Source organism: Methylococcus sp. S1M (assembly GCF_051295855.1).
Classification (GTDB): domain Bacteria; phylum Pseudomonadota; class Gammaproteobacteria; order Methylococcales; family Methylococcaceae; genus Methylococcus; species Methylococcus capsulatus.
On sequence record NZ_JBPDXO010000003.1, the window covers coordinates 1 to 17,494 of the forward strand.

At 64.6% G+C, this 17,494-nt stretch carries 11 protein-coding genes and 1 tRNA gene; 11 read left to right on the forward strand and 1 reads right to left on the reverse strand.

Annotation, left to right across the window (positions count from 1 at the left end; all coding sequences use genetic code 11):
- Nucleotides 1-14: 14 nt before the first annotated feature.
- From ACSHWJ_RS06370 to tadA, 7 genes are all read left to right on the forward strand, one after another.
- Complete coding sequence (locus ACSHWJ_RS06370) at nt 15-119, forward strand: hypothetical protein (RefSeq protein WP_432539647.1); 105 nt, start codon at nt 15-17, stop codon at nt 117-119.
- A 279-nt stretch (nt 120-398) separates the two neighbouring features.
- Nucleotides 399-659: a hypothetical protein gene (locus ACSHWJ_RS06375; RefSeq protein WP_017364685.1), complete on the forward strand. Its 261-nt coding sequence runs from the start codon at nt 399-401 to the stop codon at nt 657-659.
- Between the two features lie 78 nt (nt 660-737).
- The gene (locus ACSHWJ_RS06380; protein ID WP_432539503.1) at nt 738-2,870 is read left to right on the forward strand and encodes a YgiQ family radical SAM protein; all 2,133 of its coding nucleotides are present in this window, start codon (nt 738-740) and stop codon (nt 2,868-2,870) included.
- Nucleotides 2,871-2,897: 27 nt separating this feature from the next.
- A complete protein-coding gene (locus ACSHWJ_RS06385) occupies nt 2,898-3,830 on the forward strand; it encodes a hypothetical protein (protein ID WP_432539504.1) in 933 nt (310 codons plus the stop codon).
- Between the two features lie 112 nt (nt 3,831-3,942).
- Nucleotides 3,943-5,406, forward strand: coding sequence for an IMP dehydrogenase (guaB, locus tag ACSHWJ_RS06390; RefSeq protein WP_017364687.1), 1,464 nt, complete (start codon nt 3,943-3,945; stop codon nt 5,404-5,406).
- Between the two features lie 21 nt (nt 5,407-5,427).
- The gene (guaA, locus tag ACSHWJ_RS06395; protein ID WP_432539505.1) at nt 5,428-7,002 is read left to right on the forward strand and encodes a glutamine-hydrolyzing GMP synthase; all 1,575 of its coding nucleotides are present in this window, start codon (nt 5,428-5,430) and stop codon (nt 7,000-7,002) included.
- Complete coding sequence (tadA, locus tag ACSHWJ_RS06400; protein ID WP_432539506.1) at nt 6,993-7,457, forward strand: tRNA adenosine(34) deaminase TadA; 465 nt, start codon at nt 6,993-6,995, stop codon at nt 7,455-7,457. The genes guaA and tadA overlap by 10 nt, the downstream gene beginning before the upstream one ends.
- Here the strand turns inward: tadA and ACSHWJ_RS06405 are convergent.
- Nucleotides 7,454-8,797 carry a transglycosylase SLT domain-containing protein gene (locus ACSHWJ_RS06405; protein WP_432539507.1) on the reverse strand — a complete coding sequence of 448 codons (1,344 nt, stop codon included), beginning with the start codon at nt 8,795-8,797 and terminating at the stop codon, nt 7,454-7,456. The genes tadA and ACSHWJ_RS06405 overlap by 4 nt on opposite strands.
- Before the next feature lie 56 nt (nt 8,798-8,853).
- Here ACSHWJ_RS06405 and ACSHWJ_RS06410 point away from each other — a divergent pair.
- From ACSHWJ_RS06410 to ACSHWJ_RS06425, 4 genes are all read left to right on the forward strand, one after another.
- Nucleotides 8,854-8,946, forward strand: a tRNA-Ser gene (locus tag ACSHWJ_RS06410).
- A 254-nt stretch (nt 8,947-9,200) separates the two neighbouring features.
- Nucleotides 9,201-10,610 carry a (Fe-S)-binding protein gene (locus tag ACSHWJ_RS06415; RefSeq protein WP_432539508.1) on the forward strand — a complete coding sequence of 470 codons (1,410 nt, stop codon included), beginning with the start codon at nt 9,201-9,203 and terminating at the stop codon, nt 10,608-10,610.
- Nucleotides 10,611-10,941: 331 nt separating this feature from the next.
- A complete protein-coding gene (locus ACSHWJ_RS06420) occupies nt 10,942-14,976 on the forward strand; it encodes a hypothetical protein (protein ID WP_432539509.1) in 4,035 nt (1,344 codons plus the stop codon).
- Between the two features lie 32 nt (nt 14,977-15,008).
- Nucleotides 15,009-17,456, forward strand: a complete 2,448-nt coding sequence (locus ACSHWJ_RS06425) for a HEAT repeat domain-containing protein (protein ID WP_282213597.1) — start codon at nt 15,009-15,011, stop codon at nt 17,454-17,456.
- The last annotated feature ends 38 nt before the right edge of the window (nt 17,457-17,494 follow it).

The following is a 17,494-nucleotide window of genomic DNA, read 5'->3' on the forward strand; positions in this document are numbered from 1 at the left end:
TGCACTACGGCTTCGTGATCTTCGGCTGGCTGGCACTGGCCGTCATGGGCACCCTGACCCAGACCTTCTACAGCTTCTCGCACCTGTTCGAACGCGACCTGTGCCCGGACATCCGCTGATGCCGGCGTAGGTCCCCAAGGGCAGCCGCCTCCCGAGGGAGGCGACGATGCCGAAAAACCAGGGAGCCACCGTCCGCGCCCCCGGCTCGGGCGGTGGCTCTTTTCGTTCCAGTTTCACCGCCGCCGCCCTCGGGCGGGATAGGACATCCACCCATCCTCGTTTGCATAACTACTGACTCATTGTTACGATCGCGTTTCGACGCCCTGCGGCGCTCACCGGCAAGGCTCCACGCAAACACGAGACGACGCCTGTCGATGCCGCCCGATAACCGCACGGGGATGGAAAAACAAGAAAAAAAACGAGCCGCCCTGCGATGGGGGAAAACCGCGATCGGCGGGCGCTGGGGCTTGGTGGCTTGGGGCATCTCCGGCGCCAGCGCCATGGCGGTAGCCGTCTGGGGGCTGCAAACCGTGGCCATACCGCTCATCATGCTGAAGACCGCCTCCTGGGGAATCTGGGGATTCGGCGTTTTCAGGGAATCCCGTGCCCATCTGAAACAAGCCGGCCACGATGGCAAATCGGTCCCGCCGCGGGACTGATGCGGCGACGTACGTTCGGTCTGGCGGCAGCCTCGCCCGATCCGCTAGACTAGTCACCCCATTCAGGTCCTCGGCATCATGCAGCAAGCACGGGACATCTTCTCCTATCGAAAATTCTGGGCCAGCCGTTTCGGCATCGCCCCGCAATTGCCGCTGTCCCGCGCCGACATGGAGCAGCTCGGCTGGGACGCCTGCGATATCGTCCTGGTCACCGGCGACGCTTATGTCGATCATCCCAGCTTCGGCATGGCGCTGATCGGCCGCCTGTTGGAAGCCCAAGGCTTCCGGGTCGCCATCCTGGCCCAGCCGGACTGGCATTCGGCCGAGCCGTTCAAGGAATTCGGCCGCCCCAATCTGTTCTTCGGCGTGACCGGCGGCAATATGGATTCCATGGTGAACCGCTACACCTCGGACCGCCGCATCCGCTCCAACGACGCCTACACCCCCGACGGCGCCGCCGACCGCCGCCCGGACCGCTGCGTGCTGGTCTACGCCCAGCGCTGCCGCGAAGCCTACAAAGACGTACCGATCGTGCTGGGCGGGATCGAAGCCAGCCTGCGCCGCACAGCCCATTATGACTACTGGTCGGACAAGGTCCGGCGTTCCGTACTGGTCGACGCCAAGGCGGATCTGCTGGTCTACGGCAATGGAGAACGCCAGGTAGTCGAGATCGCTCACCGCCTCGCCGGGGGGGAACCGGTCTCCGCCCTCACGGACATCCGTGGCACGGCCTACCTCCGCCGGACGCCCGCTGCCGGCTGGCGCGAAATCGATTCCACCCAAATCGACCGGCTCGGTGCCATCAGCGCCGTTCCCGACCCCTATCGGGAATCCCCCGCCGGCTGTGCCCCGCCGGCGCCGGAACCCCGTGCGCTCGTCCACTTCGCCACCTCCGCCCGCGACCGGGGCAATACGGTGATCCGCCTGCCGGCTTTCGAGGCGGTGCACGACGACCCGGTACTGTACGCGCATGCCTCGCGGGTGTTGCACCAGGAAACCAACCCGCACAATGCCCGGGCCCTGGTCCAGCGTCATGGGGCCATCGATGTCTGGCTCAACCCGCCGGCGCTGCCGCTGACCACCCGGGAAATGGACCGGGTCTACGGCCTACCCTACAGCCGCCTGCCCCATCGCAGCTACGGCGACGCCCGCATTCCGGCCTTCGAGATGATCCAGCATTCGGTGACGATCATGCGCGGCTGCTTCGGCGGCTGCACCTTCTGCTCGATCACCGAACACGAAGGACGGATCATCCAGAGCCGCTCGGAAGAATCCATCCTCCGCGAGATCGAAGCCATCCGCGACACCTCACCGGCCTTCACCGGAGTGATCTCTGATCTGGGGGGGCCGACAGCCAACATGTACCGGCTGGCCTGCAAAAGCCGCGCAATAGAAGCGAGCTGCCGCCGGCCCTCCTGCGTCTACCCCGGCATCTGCAAGAATCTCGGCACCGACCACGGCCCACTGATCCGCCTGTACCGCCGCGCCCGCCAACTCCCTGGCATCAAAAAGATCCTGATCGGCTCGGGGCTGCGCTACGACCTGGCGGTGAGGTCGCCGGAATACGTCAAGGAACTGGTGACCCACCATGTCGGCGGCTACCTCAAGATCGCACCCGAGCATACCGAACCGGGGCCGCTTTCCAAGATGATGAAGCCGGGGATAGGCACCTACGACCGCTTCAAGGCGATGTTCGACCAATATTCACGCGAAGCAGGAAAGGAGCAGTACCTGATCCCCTATTTCATCGCAGCCCATCCCGGCACCACCGACGCGGACATGTTGAACCTGGCCCTGTGGCTCAAGAAAAACGGCTTTCGCGCCGACCAGGTGCAGGCCTTCCTACCCTCACCCATGGCGGTGGCCACGGCCATGTACCACAGCCGCAAGAACCCGCTGCATCGCGTCTCGCGCACCAGCGAAACCGTCGAAACACCCCGCAAGCTCACGCAACGCCGGCTGCACAAAGCCTTTCTGCGCTACCACGATCCGGAGAATTGGCCGCTCCTGCGGGAAGCGCTGAAGCGGATGGGCAGGACCGACCTGATCGGCAATGGCAAGCACCATCTGATCCCGGCCTGGCAGCCGCAGAAGCCGGGCACCGCCGAGACCGTGACGCACCACGGCACCAGGCCGTTCCGGACCCGGCACGCCGTCCTGCCCCTGCGAGCCCGAAAGCCGGCGGGCCGCAAACTGAAAAAAGGGCGCTGAGCTCCCAGCCTCCGGATTTCGAGCCAAATGATAAAGAAGAGGTCTTCCGTCATGTGGGGTTTCAATCTGCTTTCGGCCACCCGCACCCTAGAAAAGAGCATGGCCTTCGTGCTCCATCGCTGGCTCATCTATCTCGGCGTCGGGCTGGCCTACATCTTCGGCGCGATCATCGGTGCCGGCACCACCATCGGAATCGGCTCGCTGAGCTCCAACCCGATCGCGTTCGCCGGCACGGGTGCCTGGATCGGCATGGGCGTCGTCGGCTGGATCCTGTACAAGTTCCGCAACGGCTTCCTGACCGGCGTTCAGGCCCGCAACGCCGCGCTGCTCGGCGCCGAGGCACTCAGGGAGCCGGTCCCCAAAGGCAAAGCACAGATCGACTACGCCCGCCGCCGGGTAGCGGAACGTCTCCCTCCTCCGCCGGCGCTGAGCCCGTTGATCGCGGCGATACGGTCGGTAGCCTCCGCGCTTCCCGGCTGGAAGGAACCAGCGCCGCAAACGCTGCCGCAACGCTGGCTGCTCCAGGCAAAAGGCCTGCTTGTCACCACCGAGACACTGACCCTGCTCGGCTATCACTTCGCGCAGCCGGCCAACAGTTTCGCCCGCTCCGCGCGGGACGGCCTGCTCCTCCTGGCCGCGCATCTCCCCACGATCCTGCGTAACCGGCTGTACCTGTCCGGCTTCGGCTGGCTGGGCTGTTTCGCGGCCTTCCCGGTCCTGCTGGCAGCGATCCAGGGCATTCTCGCGGGTCTTCCGCTCGATCCCGGCATCTGGCCCTATGTGTTTGCGTTCCTGTTGGCCTGGACCATCAAGGCCGCTTTTCTGGACGCGATCGCCATGGCCGCCATGCTCGACTTGTTCCTGAAGCTCCCCGCCCCCGAGAATGGCAGCGAGCTCTCGGACGCCCTGGCGAGGGATTTCCCTGCGTTCGCCGGGATTTGCGCCCAGACGGACATCTGAACCGCCGCCGGCTCCACGCGGGGTCGGGCTCGGCGGGGCGGCAGGCATCAGACGGTTCACACGGCCCAGAAAAAAGTTATAATGATAAATTTTTACCTGCCGGGAGCATACCATGCGTATCGAACAAGAAGCGCTGACTTTCGATGACGTCCTGCTGGTTCCTGCATATTCGAACGTACTCCCCCGCGACGTTTCCCTGACCACCCGGCTCACCCGGGCCATTCCCCTGAACATCCCGCTGCTCTCGGCCGCCATGGACACAGTGACCGAAGCCAGGCTCGCGATCACCATCGCCCAAGAAGGCGGCATCGGCATCATCCATAAGAACATGACCACCGAACGCCAGGCGGCGGAAGTCAGGAGCGTCAAGAAATACGAAAGCGGCGTGATCAAGGAACCGATCACCGTGCCGCCGACCGCGACCATCCGCGAAGTCATGGAACTGACCCGGGCCCGCAACATCTCCGGCGTTCCTGTGGTGGACGGCGGCGAACTGGTCGGCATCGTCACCAGCCGCGACCTGCGTTTCGAGACGCGCTACGAAGAACCCGTCACCCGGGCGATGACGCCGAAGGAACGGCTGGTCACGGTGCAGGAGGGCTCCAGCAAGGAAGAAGCCATCCGCCTGCTGCATCAGCACCGCATCGAGAAAGTCCTGATCGTCAACGAGGCCTTCCAGCTCCGCGGCATGATCACCGTGAAGGACATCCAGAAATCCAAGGACTACCCGCAGGCCTGCAAGGACGAATTCGAACGCCTGCGGGTAGGCGCGGCCGTCGGCACCGGCGCCGGCACCGAGGAACGGGTCGAGGCACTGGTCGAAGCAGGCGTCGACGTGATCGTGGTCGACACCGCCCACGGCCACTCGCAGGGCGTGCTGGACCGGGTCCGCTGGGTCAAGACCCACTTCCCGCAGGTCCAGGTGATCGGCGGCAACATCGCCACCGGCGCCGCCGCCCGGGCACTGGCCGAAGCCGGCGCCGATGCGGTCAAAGTCGGCATCGGCCCTGGCTCGATCTGCACCACCCGCATCATCGCCGGCGTCGGCGTACCGCAGATCACCGCCGTCTCCAACGTCGCCCAAGCACTGGCCGGCACCGGCATCCCCGTCATCGCCGACGGCGGCATCCGTTATTCGGGCGACGTCGCCAAGGCGATCGCCGCCGGCGCCCATTGCGTGATGATCGGGGGGCTGTTCGCCGGTACCGAAGAATCGCCCGGCGAAGTCGAACTGTACCAGGGCCGTTCCTACAAGGCCTATCGCGGCATGGGCTCGATGGGCGCCATGGCCCAGCAGCAAGGCTCCAGCGACCGCTATTTCCAGGACAGCACCGAGGCCGAGAAACTGGTGCCGGAAGGCATCGAAGGCCGGGTCCCACACAAGGGCAGCCTCGTCGCCATCCTGCACCAGCTCGTGGGCGGCGTCCGCGCCTCCATGGGCTACACCGGCTGCCGCACCATCGAGGAAATGCGCGAACATGCGCGCTTCGTCCGGGTCACCACCGCCGGCATGCGCGAAAGCCATGTGCACGATGTGACGATCACCAAGGAAGCGCCGAACTACCGCCTCGACTGAACCCGTCCACCACACCCCCCGATGACCGACATCCACGCCCAAAAAATCCTGATCCTGGATTTCGGCTCCCAGTACACCCAGCTCATCGCGCGGCGGGTGAGGGAACTCGGAGTGTACAGCGAAATCCATCCCTACGACTGTGGCGACGATTTCATAACCGAATTCGCCCCGCAGGGCATCATCCTGTCCGGCGGCCCCGAAAGCGTCACCGGCACTGGCACGCCCCGCGCCCCGGCTTCGGTGTTCACCCTCGGCGTGCCGGTGCTCGGCATCTGCTACGGCATGCAGACCATGGCGGCCCAGCTCGGCGGCAAGGTGGAAGCCGTCGAACACCGCGAATTCGGCTATGCCCAGGTCCGCGCCCGTGGCCACTCACAGCTTTTGAATGGGATCGAGGACCACACCACTCCCGAAGGTCATGGACTGCTCGACGTGTGGATGAGCCACGGCGACCAAGTCGTCGGCCTGCCGCCCGGCTTCAAGCTGATCGCCAGCACCGAAAGCGCGCCCATCGCCGGCATGGCAGACGAGGAACGCCGGTTCTACGCCCTGCAGTTCCACCCCGAGGTGACCCATACCCGCCAGGGCAAGCGCATCCTGGAACGCTTCGTGCGCAAGCTGTGCCAGTGCGAGGCCCGCTGGACCACGGGCAACATCGTCGAAGACGCCATCACCAGGGTACGGAATCGGATCGGCGCCGAACGGGTGGTGCTCGGCCTCTCCGGCGGCGTGGACTCGTCCGTGGTCGCCGCCCTGCTCCAGCACGCCATCGGCGAACAACTGACCTGCGTGTTCGTCGACACCGGCCTGCTGCGGCTCAACGAAGGCGACCAGGTCATGGCCACTTTCGCCGAACACATGGGCGTGCGGGTGATCCGGGTCAATGCCGAAGAACGTTTCCTGCAGGCGTTGCAGGGTATCGCCGACCCCGAAGACAAGCGCAAGATCATCGGCCGGCTGTTCGTGGAGATCTTCGACGAAGAAGCCGCGAAGATCGAAGACGCCCGTTGGCTGGCCCAGGGCACCATCTACCCGGACGTGATCGAATCCGCGGGCTCCAAGACCGGCAAGGCGCATGTCATCAAATCCCACCACAACGTGGGCGGCCTGCCGGAGACCATGAAGCTGCAACTGGTCGAGCCGCTGCGCGAACTGTTCAAGGACGAGGTGCGCCAGATCGGCCTCGAACTGGGCCTGCCCTATGAGATGGTGTACCGCCATCCCTTCCCCGGCCCCGGTCTCGGCGTGCGCATCCTCGGCGAGGTCCGGAAGGAATACGCCGACCTGCTGCGCCGCGCCGACGCCATCTTCATCGAAGAGCTCTACCGCCACGACCTGTACGACAAGGTCAGCCAGGCCTTCGCCGTGTTCCTGCCCGTGAAATCGGTCGGCGTCATGGGCGACGGCCGCCGCTACGACTACGTGGTCGCACTGCGCGCCGTGGAAACCATCGATTTCATGACCGCCCGCTGGGCCCACCTCCCTTACGACTTCCTCGACCTGGTCTCGCGCCGCATCATCAACGAAATTCACGGCATCTCCCGGGTCACCTATGACATCTCGGGGAAACCGCCGGCGACGATCGAATGGGAGTGAGCGAACCCGGCTCGGACGAAGCATGGATGCGCCATGCCCTGATGCTGGCCCGCACCGCCGAAACGGCAGGCGAAGTCCCGATCGGGGCCGTGCTGGTCAAGAATGGCGAAATCTTGGGCGAGGGCCATAACCAACCCATTTCCACCCACGACCCCGCCGCGCATGCCGAAATCGTCGCCTTGCGCGCGGCCGGCGCGCGCCTGGGCAACTATCGGCTGGTGGATACCACGTTGTACGTCACGCTCGAACCCTGCGCCATGTGCATGGGTGCGATCCTGCATGCCCGCGTCGGCAGGCTGGTGTTCGGCGCCGCCGATCCCAAGCGCGGCGCGGTGGTGAGCGCGCTCCGGCTGAACGAGGCCGAGTTTATGAACCACCGCGTCGAGCTGTTGGAAGGCGTGCTGGCCGAGGAATGCAGCCAGCTCCTCCGCGACTTCTTCCGGAACCGCCGCTAGCCCCGCCCGGACGGGCCGGAGCGTTTCTTCTCGCTGAGGCGCACCAGCAGATCGTAGTAATGTCGCACCCGGTTGACGTATTGGACCGTCAGCTTCCCCCGGGCCGAAGGGTGGCGGAAACGGCCGCCGGAGCGTCCAGCTCCGACCAACGGCAGGGTCTTCTTGACCTCGGCCCATTTGTTGGGATCGCGCCCCAGCTTCTTCGCGAGCCGGCGTGCAGTCTCGACCCGGCCCGGGCCCAGGTTGTAGGCGGAAAGAGCAAACCAGGTCCGGTCGGGTTCGGCGATCTCTTCCGGCAGGCGCGACCACACCGCCTTCAGATAGCGGGCCCCGCCATGGATGCTCTGCCCTGGGTTGTTGCGATCGACCCCCAGTTCGCGGGCCGTCGCGCCGGTCAGCATCATCATGCCGCGCACGCCTTCGGCCGACACCGCATAACCGTCCCATCGTGATTCCTGGAAAGCCACCGCGGCCAGCAGCCGCCAGTCCAGACCATGGCGCGCCGCCGCCTCGACGAAGGTCCTGCGGTATTTGCCCAACTGGCGGCCGTAAGATTCACGCAGATTCCGATCCAGAGCAGGGTCCGCACCCTCGTTGTGACCGAAATGGCGGTCGAGCAACGGGTCGAGACCTTTCCGCTCGCACATATCGCGCAGGAAATGCTCGGCCATCATCGCCAGATGGTCCCCCTCCGGCTCAGCGAACATCCATGCCAGCGCACGCGGGCCGCGAACGCCGGCGTTTTCGGGGAAGGCCCACTTCAGTGTGTGTACACGGCGTGGCGAGTATTCCGCAAACGCCATCCGCGGATTGAATTTTTGCGCACTGTTTCGAGCCATGCCCTTCAGACCGCCAGCAAGCGCGCCGACCCAGCCTCCCACGGGCGTCACCCCGGCGAATGGCGGAAGCCCGCCAGCCGGCAAGACATCTCCGGCAACGGAACGGGAAGGCATCACCGCGAAATCGGCCTCCCCGTGAAGCAGCCGCTCCGTCACCGGGCGCGCATTGGCTGGGATGAACCGGAGCCTGACGCCGAGGTGACTGGCGAATCCATGAAGCAGGTCACGCTCGAATCCCACCGTCCCCGAAGCGGGGCGGGACGAGGCAAAACGCTTGTCGCGGACCAGCACCCGCAATTCCCCGGCCGCCCTGATCCTGTCGAAGTGGGACAGCTTGCGCTGCTCCGGAAGCGGAGCACCGCAGCCGTAAAGCTGGGACACCAGAAGCACCGCGGCCCCTGCGCCGAGGCAGCGCCGACGGGTACGGCGACTGAACTTGCGAAACAAAAGCCTGACTTGTCCGACTTTCAGAACGCCGTCCGCCATGAACTTCGAATTCATGTCACGCACCGTTCGTATGTCTGTAACGAATCAATTATGATATCATTACCCGTGCGGGAGAGGTACCGAAGCGGTCATAACGGCGCCGACTCGAAATCGGATGGTCGGGGAAACCCGGCACGAGGGTTCGAATCCCTCCCTCTCCGCCATTTACCTGTATCACCCCGTCTGCATGACGCATCAGAACCCGCGAGCCACGAGGCTTGGCGGGTTTTTTGCCGTCTCACCCCTTCTCACCGGATGAGACCGTCGGAAGGACCCGCCGCTCGGCGGCTTTGTCGCACTTCGTACACTCGACGAGCGCCTCACTCCCCCACGCTCAGAACAATAACAATGAGTTGAACACAGCCACCGGCATGGCATCAGTCCTGCTTGGAGGGATTCATTTGCAAGGTTCTGAAGCATGGAGACACAACTCGACTGGTCGGCCTACGACAGCTATGGCGCGGGCGATGCCTATGCGGCCGTGCCTTCCGAAGGCGGCGCCTACGGCAAGGCGGCGGCGGTCTGCATCGGCAACCGGCAGTGCCAGCGCACCGAAAAGGGCGTGATGTGCCCGAGCTTCCGGGTCACACGGGATGCGGCGCACTCCACCCACCACCGGGCCCAAACGCTGAAGGCGGCACTGAATGGCGAATATGGCCCCCAGCCCTTCGTCGGACCGGAGCTGGATGCCGCCATGGACCTGTGCGTGGGCTGCAAGGGCTGCAAACGGGAATGCCCCAACGGGGTTGACATGGCCCTGCTGCGCATCGAAGCGCTGGCGCAGCGCTGGAAACAGCTCGGCGGCGTGCCGCTGCGGGAACGCCTGCTGGCGCACATTCCGCACTGGGCGGGGAAGCTGGCCCGGCTGAACTGGCTGGTGAGGCTCCGCGCACGGATGCCGCTCCTGGCCAGGCTGGGCGAGCGCTGGATCGGCATCGCCGCCAAACGCTCGCTGCCCCTGAGCGCACCGATGGCGTTCCTCGCCACCGCCCCGACCGAACCGGTCGGCAACGCCGACGGACGCGAGGTCGTCCTGCTGGTCGACACCTTCTCCAACCATTTCGAACCGGAAACCGCGCAGGCGGCGCTCGACGTGCTCACCGCCGCCGGCTACCGGGTCCATGTCGCCCGCCCGCTCACCGGAGAACGACCGTTGTGCTGCGGACGCACCTTCCTCTCCCATGGCCTGATCGAGCAGGCGCGGACGGAGGCCGGACGCATGGTGGAAGCCTTGCGACCCCATGCCGAGCGCGGACTGCCCGTCCTCGGCCTGGAACCGTCCTGCCTCTTGATGCTGCGCGACGAATACTACGCGCTGGGACTGGGCGAGGCCGTGGCCGCCGTCGCGAAATCCGCCCTGCTGCTGGAGGAATTCCTGGCCCGCGAACACGACGCCAAGCGGCTCGAACTTCCGCTCCGCCCCTTGCCGCAGGCGCGGGCACTGGTCCATGGGCACTGCCACCAGAAAGCCTTCGGCGCGATGAAGTCGATGCGCAAGGTGCTCAGCCTGGTACCGGAGCTGCAGGCGGAACTCGTCGAATCGAGCTGCTGCGGCATGGCCGGCGCCTTCGGACTGGAAGCCGAACATTACGAAGTGTCCATGCAAATGGCCGAACTCGCCTTACTGCCACGGATACGCGAAACGGACAAAAACACTTTGCTGATCGCCAACGGCGTCAGTTGTCGCCACCAGATCCGCGACGGCGCGGGGCGGGAGGGCCTGCACTTGGCCAGGGTGCTCAAGGCCGCGCTCGCGGGCGGTGGTTCGGGAACCGGCAAAGCGAACGCTCAGCCCGCCTGTCCTGGCTCCTTTTCCGATCGACCCTGATCCTGCTGCCATTCCCCCGGACGGCCCATCCGCCCCTCCGCGCCCGGCCCAGCCTTCTGAAGAAAGGCCGATCGCACCACAAACAATCAATATGTCGCACCATATTGGTGCATTGCACTTTTTATGTGCGCGACATATTGACGCACCTCGCGCCATGCTCTAACGTAAGCCTGCTCGTATTGAATCGACACTTACAAAAAAAACAATCGGCGCTTCGAGCCGGCCGGATCGATCCACTGCGATCCGGCATGCCGACGCAGCCTGGAGTCCCGGCCCTCGCCTTGGCGAAAGGATGCCGGAGACCCTTGCACCCTACCCGAGGATTGATGCCATGACAGGAAGCATCGTTCCGGCTTCGCGCGCGAAGCCGCGAGTTCTTTTGGAACTCATGCTGGCCCCGTTGCGGTTCACCAACGCCCTGGCCCTGGTGATACACGGCCTGGGCCATGCGCTCGCGTTGTTCGCGGTTACCCGCGATCCGTCCGCTTTCTCCGCCACCACGATTCTGGAAGGAATCCCGTTCCGACACCTCGGCAGGAGCCTTCTGCCATTCGGCCCGATTCCCCAGTTGTCCTCGCATTCTCCCCGCATTCCGGCATCCTCGTGCGAGGGCTGGCGCTGCCGGGTGGTCGCGGCGGCCGGCACCGTCGCCAATCTGTTGGCGCTCGCCGCCGCCTCCCGGTGCCTGGAAAGCTTTGACGGGATCGTGGCAGTGCTCGGCTGGACCTGTTTCTGCGTCAGCTCGATCCTTGCAATGCTTTCGGTACCGGATGTCCTGGCCGTGGTCCGCGGTTCTACGCCTTACTGGGCCTGTGGCCCGGCGTTCGCGGTCCGTTGCAACCTGCAAGGGGAAGAGAACGATCCCCTGCTGATTTCTGACCGTCTTCGGGAAATGGCGCGGATACTGGCGCGTGAGGCATCGACCCGCGGCGGCCAATCGGCGGGATTCTCGGTACTGGTGGACAAAGGCGGCGCCCAGTCGGTCATCTTCGACAAAGTCGTCAAAGGCAAGCGGGACGACATCGTGGAAGTGCTGTCCGGGCGCCTGGACGGCCTGCTCGAGAAAGCCGGCCGAGAAGGCTACAGGCGCCCCCCGGACTTCGAAGCCATCCTGCTCCATCTGCGTTACGCCACCGGCGGAGCGACGCATTGGCACAATGCCCAGCCGCACTGGTACGAATACTACGACGCGATGATGCACCACCGGGTGGAAGGCCAGACCCTGGTATCCCAGCCCGGCGAAGTGTTCAACATGATCGCCCACAATGGCGACATGGACGGCGTCTACCTCGAGTTCACCGTGGACGGCGAGAAACGCCGGCATTTCTTCACTCAGCAAGAAGCCCGTGGGGTATTCCTGAGCATGATGCCCAGGACCAGTTCCAGGGGCGACTCGGATTCCCGCAGCGTCGCCGAATGGGTGGATTTCATCTATACCCAAGGACTGAGCTACAAAGCGCTGCGTTACGCCTATTTCACCGCCGCATTGGATTACAACCGTGACATCGCCGGCGGGAACTTCAACCTCGATCTGCTCCTCCGCTGGGCCGAAGCCACCGATCTGGCGTTGTTGAATCTACGCAAGGAACTGGGCCAGCGCGCCCTGGCGGCCCCGGCACGATCCCTGGCGGACCTCTCCGCCGAGTCCAGGCAACGGTTGCGCGAAGTACTGACCCGGGAAGTCGGAACCGCCCTGGAAGCGGACGTCCTCCCCGGCTTTCTCGCCACCTTCGAGGAAGCCTTCTGCCATCACGACCTGACCTGGGTGATGCGCACCGCTTCGCGCGACCTGGTCGGGGAATTCGCGCTGATGGTCTGTTCCACCCTGGAGCCCCGCATGGGCGTGTTTTCCCTGACCCAGGCCTTCTCCCTCGGCCACAACCGCACCCGTGGGGAAATCTTCGGCAGCGCGGAACCCTTGGGCGTCACCTCGGCCCTGCACCAGGGGGAGCCGGACGACGACGCGCTGCAGATCTACCTGGAAGACGGCCAGTACGCCACCATCGAGTATCGTGCGGCGAGTCCTTCGGAATTCATCCGCATCTATGACCGCGCCAAGGTGGGCGACGATTTCCTGCAAGCGCCCCGGCCCTCGCCCAAGGCATTGCAGCCGGGAGCGGAACAGCGGGCGGCGGGCGTCCGGTCCAACTGGTTCGCCGTCAACGACAACGCCAAGATCAGCCGTATTCATCAGCTGCCGGCGCCGGGGAATGCCGTGGAAAAAGACCTGCGGGAGATTCCTTTCGTGCTGAAGCGGGTGCTCGACTCGTTCGAACCCGGCGGCGAGAACCACGCCACGATGAACCATTTCGGCGAACTGCTGTTCCAGAATCTGCTGAATCCGAACCGGGACCCGCGAATGCACGACCTCGTGCTCTACGGGGTGGACTTCAACCAGGACCTGCTCAACGAATTCGCGATCGCCCTGCACTCCGTCCTGCCGGGCCTCCGCATCCGGGCGGAAAATTCCGGCAACGTCCTGAAAGAGATGAAGCGCACCCAGCGGGAAGGCATCGGCTGCTACGGTCCCTCGACCGTGTTCCTGGGCGTGAGCAATTCCGCCCAGACCCAGTCCACACTGGCCGTGGTGCGTAAGGCGCGCGACCTGGTCGGCGCGGAGCGCTGCTTCGTCCTTTCCCAATCGTTCCTGAACTCCATGACCGAAGCCCTGGGCCAGGGCTATCAGCCCGATGATCCGATTCTGCCCAACACCTTCGTCAACCTCAGCCACCTCTCCCCCGATGGCACCAGCGGCCGGCGTCGGGCCGAAGCGGCGACCATCGTGGTGGTGGCGACTCAGGCGGTGCTCACCGAAATTCTCATCCACCTGGCCCGGAAGGCCATCGAAGCCTATAGCACGCTGAGCCGGGAAGTCCTGACCGGACAAAGCGGCGATTTCGAACTGCGCAGCGACCTGCAGATGTCCGACATCAAGGCTTTCCGGGAATTCCAGGCCGCGGTCTACGGCGTCGACATTCCCAACCGGGTCGGCTGCAACGCGGCCGGTGAACGCATCGACTCGCCGGATACGGAGGCGTTGAACCGCGAAGCCGCGGCGCGGGCGGAAAACCAGGTGGAGTTCGTGCGCTCCTATGCCATTTTCGCGGCCTACATCGTGATCGCCACGGTGTTCGGGGTGCCGGTGTTCGGCCTGCTGTTCTCCCCGTTCGATTTCCTGGCCGGCGTCGGCTTGGCGGCCCACGTGCTGGACGCGGCGCTGTTCCTCACCGCGCTCTGGCTGATCCATCTCGGCGTCCGCCGTTGGCAGGGGCGGCCGGTGTTCGAGCGGATCGGCGCGCGAGCGGAAGTCTATATCGACCGTAAGTACATCGCCCGCATCGTCGAGCGTTACAACGCCACCCTGTTCTCCAACATGCCGGCGTTCCTGACTCCGTTCTTCTACTGGGCCGACACGGTACGTGACGCCTTGCACCGCTATGGCATCCGGGCCCATCGGGGAGTGGTGACCATTCACCGCCTGCCCGACGAACGCATGGGCATCGAGGAAGCCAACAACGCCGCCGAGGAGAACATGGTCTACGCCCAGCTCGGCGGCATCCGTTTCAACGGCGGGCAGCCGCAATCGCGGGACAAGGTGCGCCAGGGCTCCTGCTATGTCAGCGCATCGCGCCCCTACCAGACCGTACTGTCCGACAGCCTGGCGGGCCTGCGGGCGAAATATGACGGCAAACTGTCCCCGGAAGTGTTCCGCCTGGTGAACCGCCGGCTGATCGACCTTTGCGACGGTCTCATCACCGAATTCGTGATCGGTTTCCGGCGTAAGGAAATCGTCAACCGGGCGCTGTGGGACGTGATCCGCTGGATTCCCGGCGCAAGCCTGGTGTACGAAGTGTTCCTGCGCAACGGGCTGGATCTGACCAACCTCGCCGGCGAGGCCGATACCGCCAACCAGGCCCAGATCCAGTCCACCAAGCATCCGGTCTCCCCGCTGGACATCCATACCCGGACCATGGTTCCGAGATCGACTTTCGACGCATTGCGCACGGAAGAGCAGGCCCCCGACGACTCCTTCGCCGTCCTGGTGTTTTCCGAACATCACCTCGCCCTTCATCTGAACCGCCACGCCATGCTGGAGCAGCCGCAGGGACGGGTACAAGAGGTGATCCTGAAACCGGGGCGGGGCAGCGAGCGCGGCCGGCTGATCAGCGAAACGGGCGATGCCGCAGCGGGCGAATTCGTCGGCACCCTTGACCGCATCGACGGCGAACCCTGCCTGGTCATCCGCAACAAAACCGCCGACCTGAGGATGGCCGTCCTCTTGGGCAGCCTGAATCCGGAGCAGCGGCATTACCTGCTTCACCATTATCACCTCGGCTCACCGAGCCATTTGGAAGCAGCGGCCTGACAGACCGCTACACAGACTGGAGGTGACTCGCCATGCTACTGACCGCCGTCGCCGGTTTTCTCGTCGCGATCTCGCTCAACCTTTTCCTTTACCGCCTGATGCAAGGCCGTGGCAACACCATCGTCCGGCTTTACCGGACCGTACTGCTGCTGCTGGCCGGTCTGGGGCTGGTGGCGGAGGCGCTGGGATCCGAACTCAACCCCTACCTGGTCATGCTCTGTTTCACGTTCGGCCTGGCGTTCCTGACGCTGGAAACGCTGGCCGCGGGATTCTGGGGCAAGATCGGTTACGGAAGCCTGACCGTCGCCCATCTGTTCCTCGGCGGCTATCTGTACACCATGACCCAAGTACCCTACGGTGACCGCCCCTTCGCCGCGCTTTCGGCCAACCAGCCCAAACCGCTCTCCGATGCCGATTTCCGGGAGGAATGGATCGCCGGCCTGCCCCTCGGCAGCGCCGCCGGCACTTCCGTGCCGACCGCCCCCACCCCTGCCGGGACACCACCCCGGCCCACGGACAACGTCCGCATCAGCCTGAGCTGGAGCGACGTCGAACCGCTGATGGCGCACGACTCCCACGTCCGCGACGTGTTGATCGCACTGCGGGAGAAGCAGGAGCGCGACCTTTCGGAGATGCTCGCCAGCCTGAACCAGATCGCCGTGAACAGCACTGGCATGCGCCGCCATGCCGTCCACCGCGACAATGTCGAGAACCTCCTGCACGACGGGGCGATTTCCGAGGCGCGCTACCACACGATCCTGGAGACGTGGCGGCTGACCGACCGTGACGAACAGGCCTTCCGCTCGAAACAGGCCGAGGAACTGTTCCACGTGATGCTCCAACTGCTGGAAGACAGAGAAGTCGATGAGACTCACAAGGTCGAACTGATCGATTTCATGGTGGACCGCTTTTCCAGCGATGTCAGACTGGTCAAGCCGCTGATCAATCTCTACGAGGCGCTGGACAGCGAATATCCCCGCCAGAAACGCCTGAATCACGAGTTCCTCAGCCTCTACCTGCAGAAGCGCAATGCCATTCTCAGGGGGTTCGCACGGATCGGCCAGCCGGGGCTGCAGCCCCTGCTCGACTACCGCAAGAAAACCATTTCCGAGATTCGTTACTCGCAGGCCCGGCTCGACCGGTTTCTGGAACAGACGTTCGGACAGCGCGTACGCCCCCTCTACGGCCCGGTCGAACCCATCGCGGTCAAGGACTTCCTGAACCGGGAAAAATATCCGCCGCTGGGAAAACTCTCGGGAGCCGCCTACGAGCAGGACTACCTGCGGCACAGCCTCATCCGCATCGGCCTCGAAAACCGGGTCCCTGCGGCCGGCCAGCCGGTCATGGGTCTCGCCGCGGCGGATTACGCCAAGATCGTCCAGGCTTTCGAGGAGGGGTTGCCCGATGCCGTCGACGCCATGGTCATCGACGAGAATCCTGCCGTGCGCGGCAACCTGGCCTGGTATCTCGCCGAGCGCAAGGACCCTTATACCCTGCCGCTGATCTTCGAACTCATGCAGGACTCCCATCCGGAAGTCAGACGGCTGGCGGCGATCGCGGTAGGCAATTTCAAGATCATCGACATGCAGAGCGCGAACGACCGCAAATTCACCGAGATCGTCCGGATGCTGGTGAATTACCGGACCAATGCCGATACCTTCGCCCGGGTCTTCGCCCTCTATGCGCTGGCAACCGTCGGCGACCGTCAAAAAGCCCTCTACGTCCTCGACCTGATCTTCAATGACGGCGCCACGGTGCACTCCGTCATGGGACAGGCCGCGCCGGCCTGGAAAAGCGAGGAGGAGAAAGCCGCGGTGCAAAGCCTCATCGAAATATTGGGGGAGACTCCCGAGGAGCCCTATGTCAAAACCGAGGCGCTGAAGGTGCTTCTGGCCATGGAATCACAGGAATCCGTCGGCATCCTGCTGCATTACCTCAACCATATCTACGAGTCGACCCATGGCCGCCCCAGTCTGCTGCGTTATGTGGTACCGCACATGACCCTGCCGCAGGAAGCGGAGAACGTCGAGGACGTGGTGGACTATCTCGCCGCGCGCTACCGCGCCAATCCCGAGCATCTGCAACAACCGCTGAAGGCGCTGCGCGCCTATCTCGGATCGGCCTACGGCAACCACCGCAGCGGGGAATTCTTCCAGTTTCTCAAGTTTCTCGCGGCATACGACAGCCGGGAATACGAGGCGTACCTGAAACAGACGCGGGAACACGTGCTGCTCATGCGCATGCTCGAGTACGTGAAATCCACTTACGGTTTCTGGCTGGTGTTCTGGCCGCTCTCGCTGCTGATCCTGATCGTGGTGCAATACGGGCTGGGGCTGTCCCCCCGCTTCGCCCGTGCCGACGGCGGCGGGGCGGCAACCCGCCCCAACCGCCGCGCCAATCCGGCGGCGGACATCCGCAACCGGCGCCAGGCGCCCGCGGCGGCCGTGGTCCCGATCAAGATCGGCTCCGGCAAATCCTGAAGAAGTTTCGTCCAGGAACCGGTTCGAGAGACCACGCC